The following is an 18,691-nucleotide window of genomic DNA, read 5'->3' on the forward strand; positions in this document are numbered from 1 at the left end:
CAAATGCCTTGCGTGATTCGCTCAAAGCCTACAACTCCACTCGCTGCCAGGGATTACCGCAGGTCATCTTGCCTTCAGGACATGCGCCCTTCACGCAACCAGGGCCCGCCTGCGCAAAGATGAGCGGCGCAGTGGGGCGTACGAGCTCGAGCATGCGACAAGCGACCGCACGAATCTCCCATTGGGCGCGATTGCAGCAGCGTAGTTCGAAGAAGTGGAGAAGTTCGCGAATGTTCATGGTCACGACGATCTTGGTCTCGCATGCATTGGGCAGCAAATAGCGGGCATCCTCGGCGGGGACGCCTCGTTCGACGAGATCGGCGTACGCTTTAAACGCGGCACAGGCAGCCTGATCGTACTCGGCCTCGGCACCGGCATCGATAACGGTCTGCGGTACGATGAACTCCGGCTCCTCCTTGAAGGTGACATAGCGTTGCGACTGCTGGTTGTACGAAGCGAGACGATGACGAACGAGCTGATGCGTCATCGCGCGCGAGACGCCGTCGATGGCAAAGGTATAGCTCGCATGCTCGAGCGTCGAGAAGTGACCGCTCTCGAGAATGGTGCGTAGGACCTTCTCGATGCGCTCCTCGGACAGGGTCTCCATGAGCTCGGCGGCGCCCACGGGGGCATAGCAAAGCCGCGCTGCCGTCGCAACGGCGCGCTGGGGATCGGGCGTGTGATAGAGCAGCTCGACGTTCATGAAAGCATCCTTTCCAAGGGCGTGAGGTATGAAGCGCATGGCTTCATCGTCAACGATTGCACCATACTAGTCAAAAGCGCGAGTTAGTATGGGAAGAGAACGTAAACATGCACCGAATCGTCAGAATTCGCAAATCAGCGGTGCAAATAAGCTAGGGCGCTATGCTCCCTGATGGGTCATCGGCAGCAGGAGATTGCCGTGCCTCGAGCGCCTGCGTAATCCGGAAGAAGAGATCGGAATATTGGAGATAGAGCTCCTCGTCGGCCTTCTTGTCCTCGAAGATGCGCTTGCCCAACTCGCAATACAGCTCGTCAACCTGACGAGTCAGGTCCTCGGCGCCCATATGTGATGTGTCTCGATACGTCATATCGACTTTCATACACGAAAAAGCTTCTACAGAGCGATATGCAGTGTGCAAAACGCCTTTATCTGCCTTTGCTATAAATCATATACGGTTTGTTGTTTCTTAGCCCAACGCCCGCATCATGCTATCACATACGCTCAGGAAATGGATTCGCAGGGCCTGCAGAACAGGCGTCTGGTCGGCGCCGCGATCAACAGATTCAGAGAGGAACAGGGCCTCTCCCTGCGTAAGCTCGCCCACATGGTCGGCATGGACTATGCCTACATCTGCAGCATCGAGGGCGGCAAGGCAAATCCCACCCTTGATGCGCTCTCCAAAATCGCATCGGGCCTCGACGTGGAGATCGTCGATCTCTTCACCAGAAACGACGGAGGTCCGGACTACGCGATGAGCAAGTTGAAATGAGGATATGAGAAGTCAAGGGGTTCATGCAATGGCTCGCGTCACGTACTGTCGAAGCTTCTGCGCATTTTCCTTGCATGTCTAGGAATTCTCGCCGTGAATCCTAGACTTTCGTCGAAAATGCGCATGCAGCACCGACAAGCCCTAGACTCTCGGCAAAAATGCGCACGAGACGCCCCGCAATCCTAGACTTTCGGCAAAAATGCGCGTCGATAAGGCTCTGCAATACACTACCTTACAGAAGAATCTCGAAACCTAGTAGGAGGCGGACTAGTTGGTTGTGGACTGTTGGGGCATGGATATCGGGGCTGTCCGTCGACCTAGGCCCAGCCGGCATCAACGTCTCGCGGCGTCTTCCCCTCCTGCAACCGCTTGCTCATCAGGTAATTCGCAAGCGGCACGCCGTTTCTGACCGCACTGTTCTCGCGCTCGGCCGCATATCCCACATGCTCAAAGAACGGCTTTGCCGTTATCGACGAGAACAATGAAACGTGTTCTTTTCCTCGTTCGACCGCCATATGCTCCAGCTCTTCTAGGATGGTGCTCCCTATGCCCTGACCCTGTCTGTCCTTATGCACGAAGAGCATGTCGACGTCGCCCTTGTCATCCAGACTCCCGAATCCAACGATGATGCCGCGTTCCTTGACGCTGGCCGTCTTCTGCCCCGCAAGTTTCTTGACGATTTGCGCACGGTGCTGGTCGTCGCAGGGCGCCCAAGCATCGAGCTGATCGGCTGCGTAGTCGCGAGCGTTGACCGCATGAACCGTGTCGCAAAACAACCGTGCAGCCGCATCGTAATCGTCGGCAAACAGGGAGTCGACCTCAAGGTCGCCTAAAAGGGTCTTGCCTGTATGGTTTGCTCCACCTATCAGGATGATCATTCCTCCAACCTAGCACCAAGACAAACAAGGATGAGTTAAGCATGATTCGATGTTTTATACTACGCCGTCGAAAGCACATGCAGGTTCTCAACAGCCCACAGGCGACTGAATTGGGACGAGGCGAAAAGAAGCCGGGGCTGCAACGATTCGTCCCCACTGCAAACTATTGAGAAGGAAGAAGAGCATTGCCTGATTACTTGAACATTGCAGAACAGGTATGCATGCTCCGATGCCCGAACAACCGCGATGCCTATCGCGCCTTGCAGTCACTGCAGGAGACAAGCGACTTGGATGATGCCGTCTATGCTCATATCGATACCTTCATCGAGATGATGCACGATTCCAGTTCCTATGTTCGGACTCGTGGGCTGACCCTGATCGCCTGCAATGCAAAGTGGGATGAGGCGGGACGAATCGATGAGACCATCGACGAATATTTGAATCATGTGACCGACGACAAACCCATCACAGCCCGACAGTGCATCAAATCTCTCCTGAAACTTTCCGAAGCGAAGCCGCATCTGGTACCGCGCATCGCACCCTCGCTCAGGCACGCCGACATACCGCGATTTGCTGACAGCATGAGGCCGCTCGTCCAGAACGACATATGCGATGCACTGCTCGCTCTGGACCCTATGCAATGAGGCGACATCGGCAAACCCCAGTTCAGCGGTGCATGTAAAGACCTTTTGACATGGCATGGCGCTTCCAAGCCAACGATGTAAAGCAGTCTTGGTAGTATTTTCTTACCGTAGATGAAAACCTCGTCTCGTGGAAGGAGACGCCTGTGGAGCTGCCCGAGCAATTAAAGGCCAATCGCGAACGTCTAGGACTGTCGCAAGAGGATGTCGCCCATGCGATCTACGTATCGCGCCAGACGATATCCAGCTGGGAGAACGGCAAGACCTATCCCGACGTGCAGAGCCTGCTGTTGCTGAGCCAGCTCTTCGGAGTCTCCATAGATGAGCTCGTGAAAGGAGACGTGGTTACGATGAAAGAAATGATTAGCCGAGATGCTTTGGCAATGGAAAGGTCAAGCTGGGGAGCGGTCTGCGCCGTCTTGGCAGGAGTCGCCTGCATGGTGGGCTGGTGCGATATCTGGCCTGACCCTTCCTTCATCCCGCATATGTCATGCGGCGCACTTGTCGGTATAGGTCTATTCATCGCGCTCTTCTCGCTGGCTCTGTTCCTCGCGTTTCGGATTGAGCGAATCAAGAACAAGCATAATCTCGTGACGTACAAGGAGATAAGCGCGTTCATGGACGGAAGAGATGACGTTGCCGAAGACGGCTCTTTCGGGAGAAGACACAGATGGCTGAGCAATATGGTGAAGCTTGTTTGCGGTGCCGGTTTCGGTTTGGTCGTCGGGTTCGTGCTCACAGCTATCGTAGCTAGCCTTAATTGAACTTCACCGCGAGCACGGCCGTCCGAGAGTTGTCTGGAGAAAACAGCGCTACGTCCTGCGTCACCTTCGCTACGCACCGAGCTCGGCGGTCGTGTACGTGCCATAGCCTTCGTAGCGATAGCTCGCGTCGATACCTTTCATGTAGACCTGGCGATCATCGATGCGGTCGGTCAATGCCTCCGCAAGAAGCGCTTTGATCTCGACGTCCTTCAAGGGGCTGCGCTCCATCGCGGAGAGGTAGTCTTCCTTGCCCACGCGACTCCAATCCACCACGACGCCGAGCTCACGTCTCAAGATCGCGTCGAGCCAGATGCGCATGCTCCTACCGTTTCCTTCCCTGAAAGGATGGGCGACGTTCATCTCGACGTATTTCTCGATTATCTCGTCGAAGGTCGATTGCGGCATCCTATCTATCGCCGCAAGCGCATCATCGAGATAGAGCACAGAGGCGAAGCGAAAACCGCCTTTTGCGATGTCGACAGTCCGCATCTGACCAGCAAAGTCGTAGACATCCTGGAAAAGCTGCGCGTGAACTTGCGCAAGACCTGCAAACGTCCCGATTTCGAATTCATCGGACATACCGCTCTCGAAGAGCTCGAGCGCTCGCATCTTGCTGAGCTTCTCCTCCTCGTGAGCCAACTCAATATCATCTTGTATGCCGAGCTTGTTCTCGAGAGCCATGCGTTCCTCGTCTTCGAAAAAAAACGTCTCGAATGTCCCCTGCAGGTATCATCGAAAGCACGACGAGATTATACCTCTCGTTCGGCCTGGCCACGCTGCGAGAGGACTAGGCCCGCGATGGTGAGCGCCAACCCGGTGACGATGGGCACGGTGAGTGGCTCGCCCAGCAGGATGATCGAGGCGGTCGCCGTGATGGCGGGGACGAGGTAGATGTACGTCGTCGAGACCACGGCGCCGAGCCTGCGCACCGCCACGTTCCAGGTTACGAAGCACGCCGCGGAGGCGATTAGTCCCAGGAAAAGCAGATTCGCGAGATTATACCAGGCAAGCGCCTCGTGCACCGCGAGCAAGTCGCCACCAAGCAAAATGCTCGTCGGGATGATGAAGACGAGACCCCAGAGAAAGGTGCGCTTGGTGGACGCGATGGTCTCGTAGCCAAGTTCGCCGATGCGCTTGACAAGCATCGAGTAGACGGCCCAGACGACGGCCGCCAGAAGAGCGAGCAGGTCGCCGAGATATGAGAGGCCGCCAAAGGCCGACATCGCGTCATCGCCACCCGTGCTCACGCCGACGAGCACGAGACCGCCCATCGCCAATAGAAAGCCGATGACGAAGCGCACGCTCAGGGCGGAGCGATCCCCGCGCGCCATCGCGATGATCGCCGTGAACAACGGCGAAGCCGCCACGATGACACCCACGGCCGTCGCCGTCGTGAATACGAGCGCGATGTTCTCGAGCAGGTAATACGCGGCGATGCCCGTCGCCCCGGCAAGGACGAAGAGCCATTCGTGACGACGCTCATGCAAGTGCATGATGCGCGGGCGTAGAGCGCAGAGTGCAATCGTACCGATGACGAAGCGAATCGCCAGAATCTGCAACGGCGTGAAATCGACGAGGAGCACCTTGGTCGAGACGAAGGTAAGACCCCAGACGAGGATGGTGAACAACGCGACGAGATGGTACCTCACTGAACGTCGCCCCCGGTAACCATCGCGCGATAGGCAGCGGGCGTCGATCCGATGCGCTGCCTGAAGGCACGCGTGAGATGGGCCTGGTCGGAAAAGCCGGTTGCGGCCGCCACGTCAGCAGGACTCGCCCCACGGACAAGAAGATCGCGAGCACAATCGACCCGCATCGAGAGGAGGTGCTGGGACGGCGTGATGGAAAACTCGCTCTTATACGCCCTGATGAGCGCAAACTCCGAGATTCCCTCCCGCCGTGCGAGCTCGCCCACCGCGACGGGGTCTGCCATATGGCCACGCAGATAGGCATACGTCCTAAGCGCGGCCTCGCGATTGCGCCGTGGGACCGATGCGATTGATTCCGCCACACCATCCCTCGAAAGGGCATCTCGCAAGGCGAACAGCGCATCCTCGGCCACGTATCTGTCAGCGGCGCATTCCACGGCATCCGCAAACATCGTGAACGCATCACGCGCGCCACAGTTTCTCAGAACCGGCCCCGCAAGTTTTGTCGAGCCAAACGCGCGCGCAGGCAAGGCGAAACTGTCGTACGCGAAGGCTCCTTCCCCACTTTGAACGCATCCGTGTACGTCACCGGGATTGAATACGACGACATCGCCGGGCACAAGCGCATGTGTCTCACCATTGCACTCGAGCGTCCGCATGCCACGACGAACAAAGCCGATGGCATAATGACTATGTGAATGAGACGCAAACGACTGTAGAAAGCCCTCGTAGGTCCTCCGTTCGCCCTCGATATGGCGCAGTGGCGTAACCACGCATGAGGGACTCGCTTGCGTCGGGCTGACCGCCTCGCCTTTTCCGATATAAATCATGCCGTGCCATTCCAGTCAACACGCTTGCCATTGCCAATGTCTCGCAAGCATACTGCCATAGCGAGAAACATTCTTGAACATAATTGCGCAGACGAACGAAAAACGCCGCCCCGAATGGGACGGCGTTTCGAGCTTCTTTGGATGCGAGGGTTACTCGGCGCTCTCCTCGGCAGTAGCCTCCTCGGTGGCCTGCTCGGCCTCGGCTGCCTCCGCAGCAGCCTCGGCGACCTCGGACACGCCTTCCTCTTCCTTGGCCTCGTCCTCGGCAGCAGCAGCTTCCTTCTCGGCCTTCTCGGCATCACGAGCGGCTTTCTCGGCGTACTTCTTGGCGCGCTCTTCCTTGGCGGCCTGCTTGGCAGCGCGCTCCTCGGCGGCCTTGGCGGCCTTCTCGGCGGCGGCAGCCTGCTTGGCGGCCTTCTCGGCTGCCTTGCGCTCCTTGAGCTGGTCGGCAGCGGAACCGAACTTGTTGGAGAAACGCTGGACGCGTCCGCCGGTATCGACGAACTTCTGCTGGCCCGTGAAGAACGGGTGGCACTCGTTGCACAGATCGACGACGAGCTCGGGTTTGGTCGAGCGGGTCTTGAAGGTGTTGCCGCAGCTGCAGCGCACCGTGCACTCGACGTAATCGGGATGGATATCGGGTTTCATTCTTGCTCCTTTGATGTGCCTTAGTTTCCGACCAAGGCGTGAAACAGTCTAAAGTATGATACCAGCATCTCATACGCATAGCCAGACCTTATTTTGCCATATCGCCACATATCGATTTGTTCGCATCGTATTTGGAAAACGGGTGTACCCTTGGGCGAAAGACAACAGACCAAGGAGCAGGTCATGGTCGAGAGAAGATATCGCTCGTCGCAGCCTCGGCGCCAAACACAATCCCGGCGCGCGCCGCAAACCCAGCATTCGACTCGCACGCGACAGCCATATCATCAGCAGCACCAGAGAAGCAACTACACGCAGCGTCAGGCGTCACGAGGCTCTTCCAACGCTCGGCCACCCCGCAATCGTTTCCTGCTCGTCATCCCCATTCTCGTCATCATCGTGATTGTGTGCATCATCCGCTTCGTCGCCTGCGCACCCGCCAACGAATCCACGCAGAGCATCGCCACTTCCTCCTCCACGAGCACCGATGTATCTGCAGCCAGCGATCCTGCAGACAATAAGGCGACCGCAATCGCGACTGACCCCCAGGAACGCACCAAGACGAGCGCTAGCGCCAACGACGTCAAGCCCACCGAAAGGGTCGTCTACCTCACTTTCGACGACGGGCCCTCGGGACATACCCAACAGATACTCGATACGCTCGACAGCTACGGCATCAAAGCCACGTGGTTCATCCTCGGCAACACCGGTCACATCGATACGGTCAAGGACATCTGGAATGCCGGTCACCAAGTCGGATTGCATTCCGATGAGCATGATTACGATTACATCTACGCGAACGCGGATAACTTCGTCGTCGACATTAACAAAATCGGCTCGGCCGTGAGCGAGCAGATCGGCTTCATGCCAACGCTCATTCGCTTCCCAGGTGGCAGCGTCAATGGCTACAACGCCGGTCGTTCGGACGCCTTCAAGCAAGCGGCAGCCGACCAGGGTTGGCATTACTTCGACTGGAACGTGAGCATCGGCGACTCGACCCAACCGCCCGCCCCAGTCGAGGCACTTGTGGAGAACATCAAACGCGAGGCAGAAGGGTGCAACTCCTGCTGCGTGCTCATGCACGATTCGGACTTCAAACCGACGACGGCCGATGCACTGCCGCAAATCATCGATTACTTCAAATCCCAGGGATACAGCTTTGACATCCTGACGGCGGATAGCTTCGGATACCATTTCTAGCCTACGATAGTCTCTCGGAGCAAGAAGAAACGCCCTGACTCGCGAAGAGCCGGGGCGTCATCACCAGATATGTGCAAGAAACAGCCTAGAGACTCTGTGCCGCCTTGGATGCCTTGCGAGCCGACTTGATGAGGAATTCGCGATTGGTCTCGGTCGCCTTGAGCGACGAAACGAGCATCTTCATCGCGCGCTCGGTGTTGTTCATGTTGGCAAGCAGGCTGCGCACGCCCCAGATGAGGGGAGCCTCCTGCGGATCGATGAGCAGCTCCTCCTTGCGCGTACCGGACGTGACCGGATCGATGGCGGGGAAAACGCGCTTATCTGCCAGAGCGCGGTCGAGCTTGAGCTCCATATTGCCCGTGCCCTTGAACTCCTCGAAAATGACCTCATCCATCTTCGAGCCCGTGTCTACCAAGGCAGTGCCCAGAATGGTGAGCGAGCCACCGTCCTCGATGTTGCGAGCCGCGCCCAGGAACTTCTTGGGCGGGTACAGCGCCGTGGAATCGACACCACCGGAAAGAATGCGACCGGAAGCCGGCTGGCCGAGGTTGTACGCACGCGCCAGACGCGTGATGGAGTCGAGCAGAATGACGACATCCTGGCCGTTCTCGACAAGGCGCTTGGCACGCTCGATCACAAGCTCGGCCACGGCGATGTGGTTCTCGCAGGGCATGTCGAAGGTCGAGGAAATGACCTCGCCGTTGATGCTGCGCTCCATGTCGGTGACTTCCTCGGGGCGCTCGTCGACGAGCAGGCACATGAGGTGCACCTCGGGATTGTTGGCGCTGATGGCAGCCGCGATGTCCTTGAGGACGGTCGTCTTGCCTGCCTTGGGTGGCGAGACGATGAGGCCACGTTGACCCTTGCCGATGGGAGCAACCAGGTCGATGGAACGTGCGGTGAGCGTGTCTTTGCCATGTTCCATGAAGAGGCGCTCGTCGGGATAGACAGGCGTGAGGTTCGCGAACTTCACGCGATGCGTGGGGCCCTCGAACGGCTCGTCGTTGAGGGTGACGATCGTGTTGAGTGCCGGATACTTCTCGTTCTCGCGCGGCGGGCGCACGCGACCGGTGATGTAGTCGCCCTTGCGCAGACCCTGGCGTCGCACGGTGCTCACGCCGACGTAGACGTCATGTTCGCCGGGCAGGTAGCCGTTGGTGCGGATGAAGCCGTAGCCATCGGGCAGCAAATCGAGTATGCCCTCGACCATGACGAAGCCCTCGGCCTGGAGGAGCGCATCGTAGACCGCGGATACGAGGTCGTCGCGCTCACCGTACTCGCTCGCGTCAACGCCGAGCTCGATGGCCTTGGCCGTGAGCGCGTCATCATCGAGCAACGCGAGCTCATCGCGCGTCGCCGACGGAACGATCTCCTTGCGCTGGTGGTTGTTGCGACTACGGCGATTGCGACGCCTATTGCGCTTGCCTTCGCGCTGCTCACCGGACTCAGCGTCATCAGCGCCTTCGGCGCTTGCCGCATCGGGCGTGGAGCCACCTTCGGCTTCGGAACCCGCCTGTGCAGGCGCGTCAGCCTTATCCTGGGACGCAGCCTCATCGCTCGCGGTTTCCGCATCGGCCGCCTTGGTATCTTCGGCTTTTGTGGCTTCAACAGGTTTATCCGTATCTTCAGTCTTCTCGACCTCGGCCTCAACGGGCTTCTCGGCATCCTCGGCCTTTTTGGATGTCCTGCGCTTACGCACGGGCTTCTTCTCGGGTACAGCCTCGGGAGCCTCATCTGCAACCGGAAGCTCGGGCACGTCGACAAGAGAGAGCTGCTCCTCGGCAACGGGAGCTGCCGAGGCTTCCTCGGCTTTCTTCGCCGCGGTCTTACGCGTTGTCGTCTTGCGCGTCGTGGTCTTCTTGGCAGCCGTCGTTGTCTTCTTGGCTGCAGCCGCCGTCTTCTTGGCTGTAGCGCTCTTTGACGCCGTTGCCTTAGCCGCCGTCTTGGTAGCGGGCTTGCGCGTGGTCTTCTTTGCCGCAGGCTTCTCCTCGGTTGCCTCGGCGGGGACTACGGTCTCTTCACTCATGCGTTCTTAACCTTTTCCCAGTCGGCCTTGAACTTCTCGAGGCCCTGCTCGGTGAGCGGATGATAGATACATTGCTTCATCGCACCGTAGGGAACGGTCGCGATGTCTGCGCCCATAAGAGCTGCCTGCGTCACATGATTGGCGGAGCGCACAGACGCGGCGATGATCTCGACCGGATGGCCGAAATCGTAGTTTTGGATAGCCGTCACGATATCATCAAGCTGGCCAAGGCCATCCTCGGCAATATCATCGAAGCGTCCGACGAAGGGACTAATGTAGCGTGCACCAGCGCGTGCGGCAAGCAGAGCCTGGGGCACGGTGAACACGAGCGTCATGTTAACGTCGATGCCCTCCTCGGCAAGCACGCGCGTTGCAGCAAGACCCTCGACGCAGACGGGAATCTTGACAACCATGTTATCGGCAAGCGCCGCAAGCGTGCGGCCCTGTTCGATCATGCCATCGCGATCCTCGGCGGTGACCTCGCCACTCACGGGACCATCGACAAGCTTGCAAATCTTGACAAGGTGGTTCTCGAAGTCCTCAAGCTTGCCACCAATACGGGCATAGAGGCTCGGGTTGGTGGTGACACCGGCGAGGGCTCCCCACGATGCAACCTCTTCGATTTCGGACAGGTCGGCAGTATCCAGGAAAAACTTCACTGTGGCTCCTTCGTACATTGATTGTCTTCACCGTTCGTGAACCTGAGCAGGGGTATGCAAGGAACGAAATTTCAAACGGGGATTGACTGTGAAAAGGAAAGTCGAGACGCTTGCCGCGCCTTTTGACTGTGCCACTATAGCATGACCTGAAAACCGCTACAATACACCTGTTTAGATAGCCAAGGTACTAATCAGCGAGTGTCTTTCGCACGCGTCCCAATGGGAGATGTACATGTCCATACCTCGTTTTTTCATGGAAGGCGAATTGCCCGAAGGCGATATCGTCACCCTCCCCTTCTCCGATAAGGAGCTCCATCACCTCACCGTACGCCGCATCAAGGAGGGCGAGCACATCGCCGCTGTCGCCGCTGGCGGCAAGTGCTGGGAGGTCGAAATCGTCACGATTGACGAGTTCGAGGTAACGGGTCGCTGCATCCAAAACATGCCGCTCGAGAAATTGCCCGACCTTACGCTCGTGCAGGGCATCTCCAAGGGCGACCGCATGGGACAGACCATCCGTCAGACAACTGAGCTCGGCATCGGTCGCATCATCCCCTTCCTCTCCGCATGCACAGTCGTGCGTCTCGCGCTTGACGAGCGCGGTCGCAAGGGGGATCGCTGGCGCCGCATCGCGCTTTCCGCTGCCAAGCAGTCGGGGCGCAACATCCTGCCCATCGTCGACGACCCGACGGGCCTCGATGATATCTGCCGCGAGCTCATGGACTACGATCGCGTCGTCATTGCCTGGGAGGAAGCCGACAAGCGTGCTGACGGCACACCATTGTCTGTCACCGATGCGCTCGAAGGCTGCGACATCGATAGCCATGTCGCGCTCGTCATCGGTCCCGAAGGCGGTCTTACCGCCGAGGAGGTCGAGGCGATCAAGGCTCTGGGAAGCTTTGTCAAAATCGTCTCGCTTGGCGAGCTTATCTTGCGCACCGAGACTGCCGGTACCGTTGCCACAGCCCTATGCATGTACACGCTCGGTGGCCTCGGCAACCATCGCTAGAGACATCAGCACCATACCAAGAACGCGAGGGCTCCCATTCCGCGCTTTCACATCCATACCCTGGGCTGCAAGGTCAATCAGGCCGAGTCCGAGACCATAGCCGCCGCGTTGTTGAGCGCTGGATGGACGCGCGCCGAAACCGCCGATACAAGTGACGTCAACATTCTCAATACCTGCACGGTCACGGGCGAGGCGGATACCAAGAACCGCAAGGCAATTCGCTCGTTACTTCGCGCAGGAGACATGCCGCTCATCGTGACGGGATGTGCCATCAACATCGATGACAATGCATATGGTGGAATCGACGCCCGCATAAGCTGTGAGGCGGACAAGTGCAAGGTGCCGAGCCTTGCGGCACGTCTTCTTGGTAACGCAGAGCCCTCTCGTCTCGACGAGCTCGAGCATATCGAGCTTCGAGCTCATGGCAGCTACGGTTTCAGGACGCGTGTCGACCTCAAAATTCAGGATGGCTGCGATAATGCGTGCAGCTATTGCATCGTCCACATTGCTCGTGGGCCAGCGCGCTCGATACCTGCAGCCACGGTGCTCCATCAGGCTCAAGAACTTGCCAACAGAGGCGTGCGCGAGCTGGTACTCGTTGGCATCGACCTCGCCGCATACGCCGACGGTGACACTGACCTCGCACGTCTGAGCTCGCTGCTCCTCACGCAAAGCACGATAGGACGCGTCCGCATATCCTCGGTCGAGCCCCAGAGCGTTACGTCTTCGCTCGTCAATGTGCTGGCGCGCTCCGACGGGCGTCTCTGCCGCCACCTGCACCTTTGCTTGCAGTCAGGCTCCTCCAAGGTGCTGCGCGAGATGAACCGCCACTATGACGCTGATGCATTTGCATCACTTGTCACGCAGCTACGTACTGCAATACCGCAGTGCGCCCTCTCAACCGACGTCATCGTCGGTTTTCCCGGCGAAAGCGATGAGGACTTCGAGCAGACATGCGAGCTTGTCGAGAACTGCGGCTTCATGCGATTGCATGTCTTTCGTTACTCGAAGCGTCCGGGCACACCAGCAGCCGCGCGCATCGACCAGATTGACGCCCGCGTGAAGGCCATGCGCTCCCAGAAGCTCATCGAACTTGGCCAGCGCCTTGCGCTCGCAGACATGGAGCGTCGCATAGGCACGAATGAGAAGGTGATTATCGAGCGACCAGGAATCGGCACGAGCGAGTCCTACCACACCGTGGCCTGTGACCCGAGCTTGCCCGTCGGAGAACTCGTCCCCCTCACGTTTACCGACATCGACATCGCGAAAAAGCGCTTCGTTGCACAATAGCGTGCGCAAGCAAGCCATCGCAAATCCACACGCAAACGCAAGAGGGGCCGCCCATGGCGGCCCCTCGCATAAGTGGAAACTTGCTCGCTGGCACTACTTGGTTTGCTCGAGAAGAACCTGGTTCCACTTGACCTCGTCTTCGATGAACGCACGATTAGGATCGTCATCCTTAAGGTCGGCCATCTTCTCCTTGAGGTCGTCAATATGGACCTTGATGGCAGTCTCGTCGAGCTCTTGCAGGGCGGCCGCGTGATCGGCGAGCACGATGACGCGATTCGCCTCAATCTGTGCATATCCACCGGCCACAATGTAGCGTACGGGCTCCTGACCCTCTGTCTCGGTCACGCGCACGGTACCGGCCTTGAGCGTAGTCACGACGGGCTCGTGCTTGGAGTAGATGCCCATCTCGCCCTCGGAAGCGGGTATTACCACGAAATTGACTTCGTCGGAATACAGTTTGCTTTCGGGAGTGACGATTTCACATTGCAGCATGGTTTGATTGCACCCTTTCTTTAAGCGAGTTCCTTGGCAGCCTCGAGGACTTCCTCGATGTCACCCTTGTTACGGAACGCCTGCTCGGGAACGTCGTCCATCTCGCCGTCAATGATCATCTTGAACGAGCGAACCGTATCCTCGACCTTGACGTACTTACCGTCGATACCAGTGAACTGCTTGGCAACATGGAACGGCTGGCCCAGGAACTGCTGCACCTTACGGGCACGAGCGACGACCAGCTTCTGGTCTTCGGAAAGCTCGTCCATACCAAGGATGGCGATGATGTCCTGAAGGTCCGAATAGGCCTGGAGGATCTCCTGCACCTGCACGGCGACACGATAGTGCTCGTCGCCCACAACAGAAGGATCGAGGGCGCGGCTCGTGGAAGCCAGCGGGTCAACGGCCGGGTAGATGCCGAGCTCGGCAATGGAGCGCGACAGAACCGTCGTCGCATCGAGGTGGATGAACGCGGTGGCGGGAGCCGGGTCGGTCAGGTCGTCAGCGGGAACGTAGACGGCCTGGACGGAGGTGATGGCGCCCGTGGCGGTCGAGGTGATGCGCTCCTGCAGGTCGCCCATCTCGGTGGCCAGCGTGGGCTGATAACCGACTGCAGACGGCATACGACCGAGCAATGCGGAAACCTCGGAGCCAGCCTGGGTAAAGCGGAAGATGTTGTCGATGAACAGCAGAACGTCCTGACCCTGGTCGCGGAAGTACTCGGCAACCGTCAGGCCCGCCAGACCGACGCGCAGACGCGCTCCGGGAGGCTCGTTCATCTGGCCGTACACAAGGCAAGTCTTGTTGATAACGCCCGACTCGCTCATCTCGAGGTAGAGGTCCGTGCCCTCACGGGTGCGCTCACCGACGCCCGTGAACACCGACGTGCCGTTGTGCTCCTGGGCGAGGTTGTTGATGAGCTCCATGATGAGAACCGTCTTGCCGACGCCTGCACCACCGAACAGGCCGGTCTTGCCACCACGAATGTAGGGCTCGAGGAGGTCGATGACCTTGATGCCGGTCTCGAAGGTCTCGGTCTTGGTCGTCAGCTCGTCAAAAGAGGGAGCCGGACGGTGAATCGGATAGGTCTGGTCGATCTTGGGCATCGGCTTGCCATCGACCGGCTGGCCGATGACGTTCCAAATGCGGCCGAGGGTCTCGTTGCCGACGGGCATCTGGATAGGTGCGCCGGTATCGACGACCTCGGTATCACGCTGCAAGCCATCCGTACTGGTCATGGCGACCGTACGAACCATGTTGCCCTCGAGGTGCATCTGGACCTCGAGCACGGTGGAAACGTGACCGACTGGAGTATCGGCATCCACCGTGAGCGCGTTGTAGATCGCAGGGATGGAATCAGCCGCAAACTCGCAGTCTACGACAGCACCAACGATGCGAACGATGCGTCCAACGTTCTTCATAGTTGTGTCCTTATCATTACTCGTCATTCTCTAATCCTCCAAAGCGGCAGCGCCACCGACGATTTCGGTAATCTCAGTGGTGATGGCACCTTGGCGCACGCGGTTGTACAGACGATCCAGCGTCTCGATCATCTCGGTCGCGTTGTCGGTCGCGGACTTCATCGCCTTGCGGCGAGCGCCCTGCTCGGCAGCGGCTGAATCGATAAGCGCGTGATAGACCACCGTCTCGACATAGGCCGGGAGGAGGCGGTCAAGTACTTCTTCTGACGAAGGCTCGAAGCTCGTGTCGGCAGCGATTTCCGCCTCGCCGTTTTCGTCTTCGTTTGCCTTCAGCGCATCGGCCTGGACAGGCAGGATGACCTCTTGGCGCAAGTCCTGATCAGCGGCGTTGCGGGCGTGATTGTAGAAAATCACGACCTCGTCGACCGCATGGTCGAGAAAACTGCTGCGCACGTACGAGGAAATCTCGCGTGCCTCCTGAAGCGTGGGATCCGCGGACATGTCACGAAACACCATGAGTGGTTCGAGCCTGCGGTAGTGGAAGTAGCTTGCGCCCTTCTTACCGCAGACTATGACATTGGTCTTGATGCCGGCAGCGGTGTTATCCGCACGGTACTTGTCAACCATGCGAAAGACGTTGCTGTTGAAACCACCGGCAAGTCCGCGATCGGAAACCACGACGATTGCAATCGCGTTCTTCTTTTCCGGATGCTCCTCCAGGAGTGGATGCTCAACGGAAAGCGAATGAGCAGCCACACCGGAAAGAGTCTTGACCATGGCTTCGGAATACGGGGTAGCCGCGGCGATGCGCTCAGTCGCATGGCGAATCTTGGCAGTGGCGACCATTTCCATGGTGCGCGTAATCTGCTTCGTGCTCTCGACCGAGAGCTTACGCCTCTTGATATCGCGTTGACTGGGCATGCGCTAACCTCTATTTCTTCGCAATGATGAAGCTCTGCTTGAAGGTCGTGATGGCCTCGAGGAGCTCCTCTTTGATCTGATCGGTCAGCTGCTTCTCGGTCGCGATCTTATCCTTGAGGTCCTTGCGAACCGTGTGCATGTACTGCACGAGATCATCGCGGAAGCGCAGCGTGTCGGAGACGGGCATGCCATCGAGGAAGCCCTGATCGCCAGCGAAAATCGCGACAACCTGGTCCTCGACGTCCATGGCAGCGTAACGGCCCTGCTTGAGAAGCTCGGTCATGCGAGCACCACGGGAGAGCTGCTGCTGCGTCGCCTTGTCCAAGTCGCTACCGAACTGCGAGAACGCCTGCAGCTCGCGGTATGCGGCGAGGTCAAGACGCAGCGTACCGGCAACCTGCTTCATTGCCTTGATCTGCGCGGAACCGCCGACGCGGGAAACCGAGATACCGACGTTGACGGCCGGGCGCTGGCCCTGCATGAACAGGTCCTGCTGCAGGAAGATCTGGCCATCGGTAATGGAGATGACGTTGGTCGGAATGTATGCCGAGACGTCACCGCCCTGGGTTTCGATGATCGGCAGCGCCGTAAGCGAACCGGCACCGTTCTTGTCGTTGAGCTTGACGGCGCGCTCCAGCAGACGGGAGTGCAGGTAGAAAACGTCGCCGGGGTAAGCCTCGCGTCCCGGCGGACGGCGCAGCGTCAGCGACATCTGGCGATATGCGACGGCCTGCTTGGAAAGGTCGTCGTAGACACAGAGCACGTGACGGCCAGGGTTGGTGGCGCTTGCGGGCTGGCCATCCTCGCCGTTGTACATGAAGTACTCGCCCATTGCGGCACCCGCCATGGGAGCGATGTACTGCAGCGGTGCGGACGTGGATGCGGGAGCGGAGACGATGATCGTGTAATCCAGGGCACCATGGCTCTCGAGGGCCTCGACCACGGTCGCGACCGTGGAGGCCTTCTGGCCGATGGCGACATAGATGCAGATCATGCCCTTGCCCTTTTGGTTGATGATCGTGTCGATGCCGATGGACGTCTTGCCCGTCTGGCGATCGCCAATGATCAGCTCGCGCTGGCCGCGTCCGATGGGGATCATCGCGTCAATGGCGATGAGACCGGTCTGGACGGGCTCGTGGACGGGCTGGCGCTCGATGACGCCCGGGGCGCGGAACTCGACGGGGCGATAGCCCTCGGCCTCGATGGGGCCCTTGCCGTCCAGCGGAATGCCAAGCGGGTTCACGACGCGGCCGAGCAGGCTCTTGCCGCAGGGAACCTCGACGACGCGGCCCGTGGTGTGGACCTCGTCGTTCTCCTTGATCAAGGTGTAGTCGCCCAGGAGAACGGCGCCTACTTCGTCTTCTTCAAGGTTCTGGGCGAGACCATAGACAGTCGTGCCGTCATGGGCGACGAACTCGAGGAGCTCGCCGGCCATTGCGCTTTTCAGACCGTTGACGCGCGCAATGCCGTCGCCAATCTGAATGACATGACCAAACTCACGAGTCTCGACGCTGGTCTGCAGAGAAGCAAGCTTCTCACGCAGAATCTGATCGATGTCGCTCGCGGTGATTTCCGCCATTTACCTTTCACCTCCAGTCATTGCTGAAGAGAGCTCGGCACGGACCATCTCGATCCGCGTAGCAGTGCAACAATCGACACGCCTTCCATTTGCTCTCACGTTCGTACCGCCAAGCAGCCAGGCATCGACATGCTCGCGCAGGACGATTTCCTTGCCAAATTGGGCGGAAAATTTACTTTTAAACTTCTCTCGCAGCTCGTCGTCAAGCGGGATGACGGTCGCGACGTCGACAATGACGACATCGTACTTGTCCTGCACCATATTGTCGTAGCGCTCGGCCACACGGGGAAGAAGCGTGATGTCATGGCGCGAGGCCATGAAGATGACGAACTGGATGAGCTCGATATCAAACTCCTTGAAAACCTCGTGCATGACCGTCGCACGCGTATTCTCGTCGATGGAGTCGTTCGCAAGCACTTCCCTAAGACCGGGATGCATGTTGACGACCTTCTTCATCTCCTCGAGCTGTGCGGAAATCGAGTACACGTCGTTTTTGGACTCGCCAAGTTCGAGCAAGACCTCGGCGTACGCTTCGATTTCCTTCTTGATGAGCAGGCGATTCTTAGGCATTGAGCGTACCTATCTCTTCGATGCTCTTCTCGATGAGCCTGCGATGATCCGCATCGGTGAAGTCCTCCTGCACGACGCGTGTCATGGCAGCACATGCGATGTCAGCGACGGATGCCTGAAGCTCGGCGATGGCGGCGTTCTTCTCGGCCTGCATCGCCTCGCGAGACTTGGCGATGATCTTCTCGGCTTCCTCCTGGGCCTTGGCAGTGGTGGCAGCGCGTTGCGCCTCAGCCTGCTGCTTGGCCTCGGAGATGATCGTAGCCGCTTCCTGACGGGCCTCGATGAGCTTGTCCTGGTACTCGGCAAGCACACGCTCGGCCTCGATACGAGCTTGCTCGGACTTCTCGAGTGCTTCGCGAATGGTGGTTTCGCGCTTCTCGAGAATGCCGTTGAACATGGGCCATCCGAACTTGGCGAGAATCGCAAGCAGGATGAGGAAGGCGACGAGCATCGGGATGAATTCATCCATTGCCGGCAGAATCGCCGAAATGCCCGCGGTCTCCTTCTCGGCCGCAAATGCAAGCGTGGGGGCTGCGAAAGCCATGGCACTCGCGAGCGCGCATGCGGCAGTGCCGCGAGTGGCAATTTTCTTGACTTGTGCTTTCACTGATCCCTCCCTAGGCATTGTTTCCAACGTAACGAAAC

At 58.7% G+C, this 18,691-nt stretch carries 21 protein-coding genes; 6 read left to right on the forward strand and 15 right to left on the reverse strand.

Going from position 1 to position 18,691, the window contains the following annotated elements:
* Positions 1–28: 28 nt before the first annotated feature.
* Entirely contained in the window at positions 29–703 is a 675-nt protein-coding gene (locus tag DBY20_05010) for an FAD-dependent thymidylate synthase (protein ID PWL79426.1), read from the reverse strand.
* 151 nt (positions 704–854) lie between these two features.
* Positions 855–1,046 carry a hypothetical protein gene (locus DBY20_05015; GenBank protein PWL79231.1) on the reverse strand — a complete coding sequence of 64 codons (192 nt, stop codon included), beginning with the start codon at positions 1,044–1,046 and terminating at the stop codon, positions 855–857.
* 165 nt (positions 1,047–1,211) lie between these two features.
* On the opposite strand from DBY20_05015, the gene DBY20_05020 reads away from it, so the two are divergent.
* Positions 1,212–1,472 carry an XRE family transcriptional regulator gene (locus tag DBY20_05020; protein PWL79232.1) on the forward strand — a complete coding sequence of 87 codons (261 nt, stop codon included), beginning with the start codon at positions 1,212–1,214 and terminating at the stop codon, positions 1,470–1,472.
* A 317-nt stretch (positions 1,473–1,789) separates the two neighbouring features.
* Here DBY20_05020 and DBY20_05025 read toward each other — a convergent pair whose 3' ends face one another.
* On the reverse strand, positions 1,790–2,350 hold the full coding sequence (locus tag DBY20_05025; protein PWL79233.1) for a GNAT family N-acetyltransferase: 561 nt from the start codon (positions 2,348–2,350) through the stop codon (positions 1,790–1,792).
* Between the two features lie 221 nt (positions 2,351–2,571).
* Here DBY20_05025 and DBY20_05030 point away from each other — a divergent pair, with 221 nt between their 5' ends.
* Positions 2,572–2,994: a SufBD protein gene (locus tag DBY20_05030; protein ID PWL79427.1), complete on the forward strand. Its 423-nt coding sequence runs from the start codon at positions 2,572–2,574 to the stop codon at positions 2,992–2,994.
* Positions 2,995–3,137: 143 nt separating this feature from the next.
* Complete coding sequence (locus DBY20_05035) at positions 3,138–3,755, forward strand: transcriptional regulator (protein ID PWL79234.1); 618 nt, start codon at positions 3,138–3,140, stop codon at positions 3,753–3,755.
* A 69-nt stretch (positions 3,756–3,824) separates the two neighbouring features.
* Here DBY20_05035 and DBY20_05040 read toward each other — a convergent pair whose 3' ends face one another.
* The 4 genes from DBY20_05040 to DBY20_05055 all read right to left on the reverse strand — a co-directional run bounded on the left by DBY20_05040 (position 3,825) and on the right by DBY20_05055 (position 6,882).
* Positions 3,825–4,436, reverse strand: a complete 612-nt coding sequence (locus tag DBY20_05040) for a cell filamentation protein Fic (GenBank protein PWL79235.1) — start codon at positions 4,434–4,436, stop codon at positions 3,825–3,827.
* 68 nt (positions 4,437–4,504) lie between these two features.
* Positions 4,505–5,452 (reverse strand): EamA family transporter, encoded by a 948-nt coding sequence (locus tag DBY20_05045; protein PWL79236.1) that lies wholly within the window; start codon positions 5,450–5,452, stop codon positions 4,505–4,507.
* Positions 5,401–6,234 (reverse strand): hypothetical protein, encoded by an 834-nt coding sequence (locus DBY20_05050; GenBank protein PWL79237.1) that lies wholly within the window; start codon positions 6,232–6,234, stop codon positions 5,401–5,403. The genes DBY20_05045 and DBY20_05050 overlap by 52 nt, the downstream gene beginning before the upstream one ends.
* 150 nt (positions 6,235–6,384) lie before the next feature.
* A complete protein-coding gene (locus tag DBY20_05055; protein PWL79238.1) occupies positions 6,385–6,882 on the reverse strand; it encodes a 50S ribosomal protein L31 in 498 nt (165 codons plus the stop codon).
* 183 nt (positions 6,883–7,065) lie between these two features.
* On the opposite strand from DBY20_05055, the gene DBY20_05060 reads away from it, so the two are divergent.
* Complete coding sequence (locus tag DBY20_05060; GenBank protein ID PWL79239.1) at positions 7,066–8,079, forward strand: hypothetical protein; 1,014 nt, start codon at positions 7,066–7,068, stop codon at positions 8,077–8,079.
* An 85-nt stretch (positions 8,080–8,164) separates the two neighbouring features.
* On the opposite strand, the gene DBY20_05065 is transcribed toward DBY20_05060, so the two are convergent.
* Together DBY20_05065 and fsa are read right to left on the reverse strand one after the other, a co-directional pair.
* Positions 8,165–10,105: a transcription termination factor Rho gene (locus DBY20_05065; protein PWL79240.1), complete on the reverse strand. Its 1,941-nt coding sequence runs from the start codon at positions 10,103–10,105 to the stop codon at positions 8,165–8,167.
* A complete protein-coding gene (gene fsa / locus DBY20_05070) occupies positions 10,102–10,764 on the reverse strand; it encodes a fructose-6-phosphate aldolase (GenBank protein ID PWL79241.1) in 663 nt (220 codons plus the stop codon). Before fsa ends, DBY20_05065 begins: the two co-directional genes overlap by 4 nt.
* Positions 10,765–10,990: 226 nt before the next feature.
* Between fsa and DBY20_05075 the strand changes: the two genes are divergently transcribed.
* Both DBY20_05075 and DBY20_05080 read left to right on the forward strand, forming a co-directional pair.
* Complete coding sequence (locus DBY20_05075) at positions 10,991–11,773, forward strand: hypothetical protein (GenBank protein ID PWL79242.1); 783 nt, start codon at positions 10,991–10,993, stop codon at positions 11,771–11,773.
* 36 nt (positions 11,774–11,809) lie between these two features.
* Positions 11,810–13,063, forward strand: a complete 1,254-nt coding sequence (locus DBY20_05080; GenBank protein PWL79243.1) for a tRNA (N(6)-L-threonylcarbamoyladenosine(37)-C(2))-methylthiotransferase MtaB — start codon at positions 11,810–11,812, stop codon at positions 13,061–13,063.
* Positions 13,064–13,156: 93 nt separating this feature from the next.
* Here the strand turns inward: DBY20_05080 and atpC are convergent, their stop codons facing one another.
* Genes atpC through atpF form a run of 6 tightly spaced genes read right to left on the reverse strand, consistent with a single transcriptional unit; the run spans position 13,157 to position 18,671 of the window.
* On the reverse strand, positions 13,157–13,555 hold the full coding sequence (gene atpC, locus DBY20_05085) for an ATP synthase F1 subunit epsilon (GenBank protein ID PWL79244.1): 399 nt from the start codon (positions 13,553–13,555) through the stop codon (positions 13,157–13,159).
* A 20-nt stretch (positions 13,556–13,575) separates the two neighbouring features.
* Positions 13,576–15,003: a F0F1 ATP synthase subunit beta gene (atpD, locus tag DBY20_05090; GenBank protein ID PWL79245.1), complete on the reverse strand. Its 1,428-nt coding sequence runs from the start codon at positions 15,001–15,003 to the stop codon at positions 13,576–13,578.
* Between the two features lie 3 nt (positions 15,004–15,006).
* A complete protein-coding gene (gene atpG, locus DBY20_05095) occupies positions 15,007–15,897 on the reverse strand; it encodes an ATP synthase F1 subunit gamma (GenBank protein PWL79246.1) in 891 nt (296 codons plus the stop codon).
* A gap of 10 nt (positions 15,898–15,907) precedes the next feature.
* Positions 15,908–17,476, reverse strand: a complete 1,569-nt coding sequence (locus DBY20_05100) for a F0F1 ATP synthase subunit alpha (GenBank protein PWL79247.1) — start codon at positions 17,474–17,476, stop codon at positions 15,908–15,910.
* Entirely contained in the window at positions 17,477–18,046 is a 570-nt protein-coding gene (gene atpH / locus DBY20_05105) for an ATP synthase F1 subunit delta (protein PWL79248.1), read from the reverse strand. It lies immediately after the preceding gene.
* Positions 18,039–18,671 (reverse strand): ATP synthase F0 subunit B, encoded by a 633-nt coding sequence (gene atpF, locus DBY20_05110; GenBank protein ID PWL79249.1) that lies wholly within the window; start codon positions 18,669–18,671, stop codon positions 18,039–18,041. Before atpF ends, atpH begins: the two co-directional genes overlap by 8 nt.
* Positions 18,672–18,691: the final 20 nt, after the last annotated feature.

This window comes from Coriobacteriia bacterium, assembly GCA_003149935.1.
Taxonomy (GTDB): domain Bacteria; phylum Actinomycetota; class Coriobacteriia; order Coriobacteriales; family QAMH01; genus QAMH01.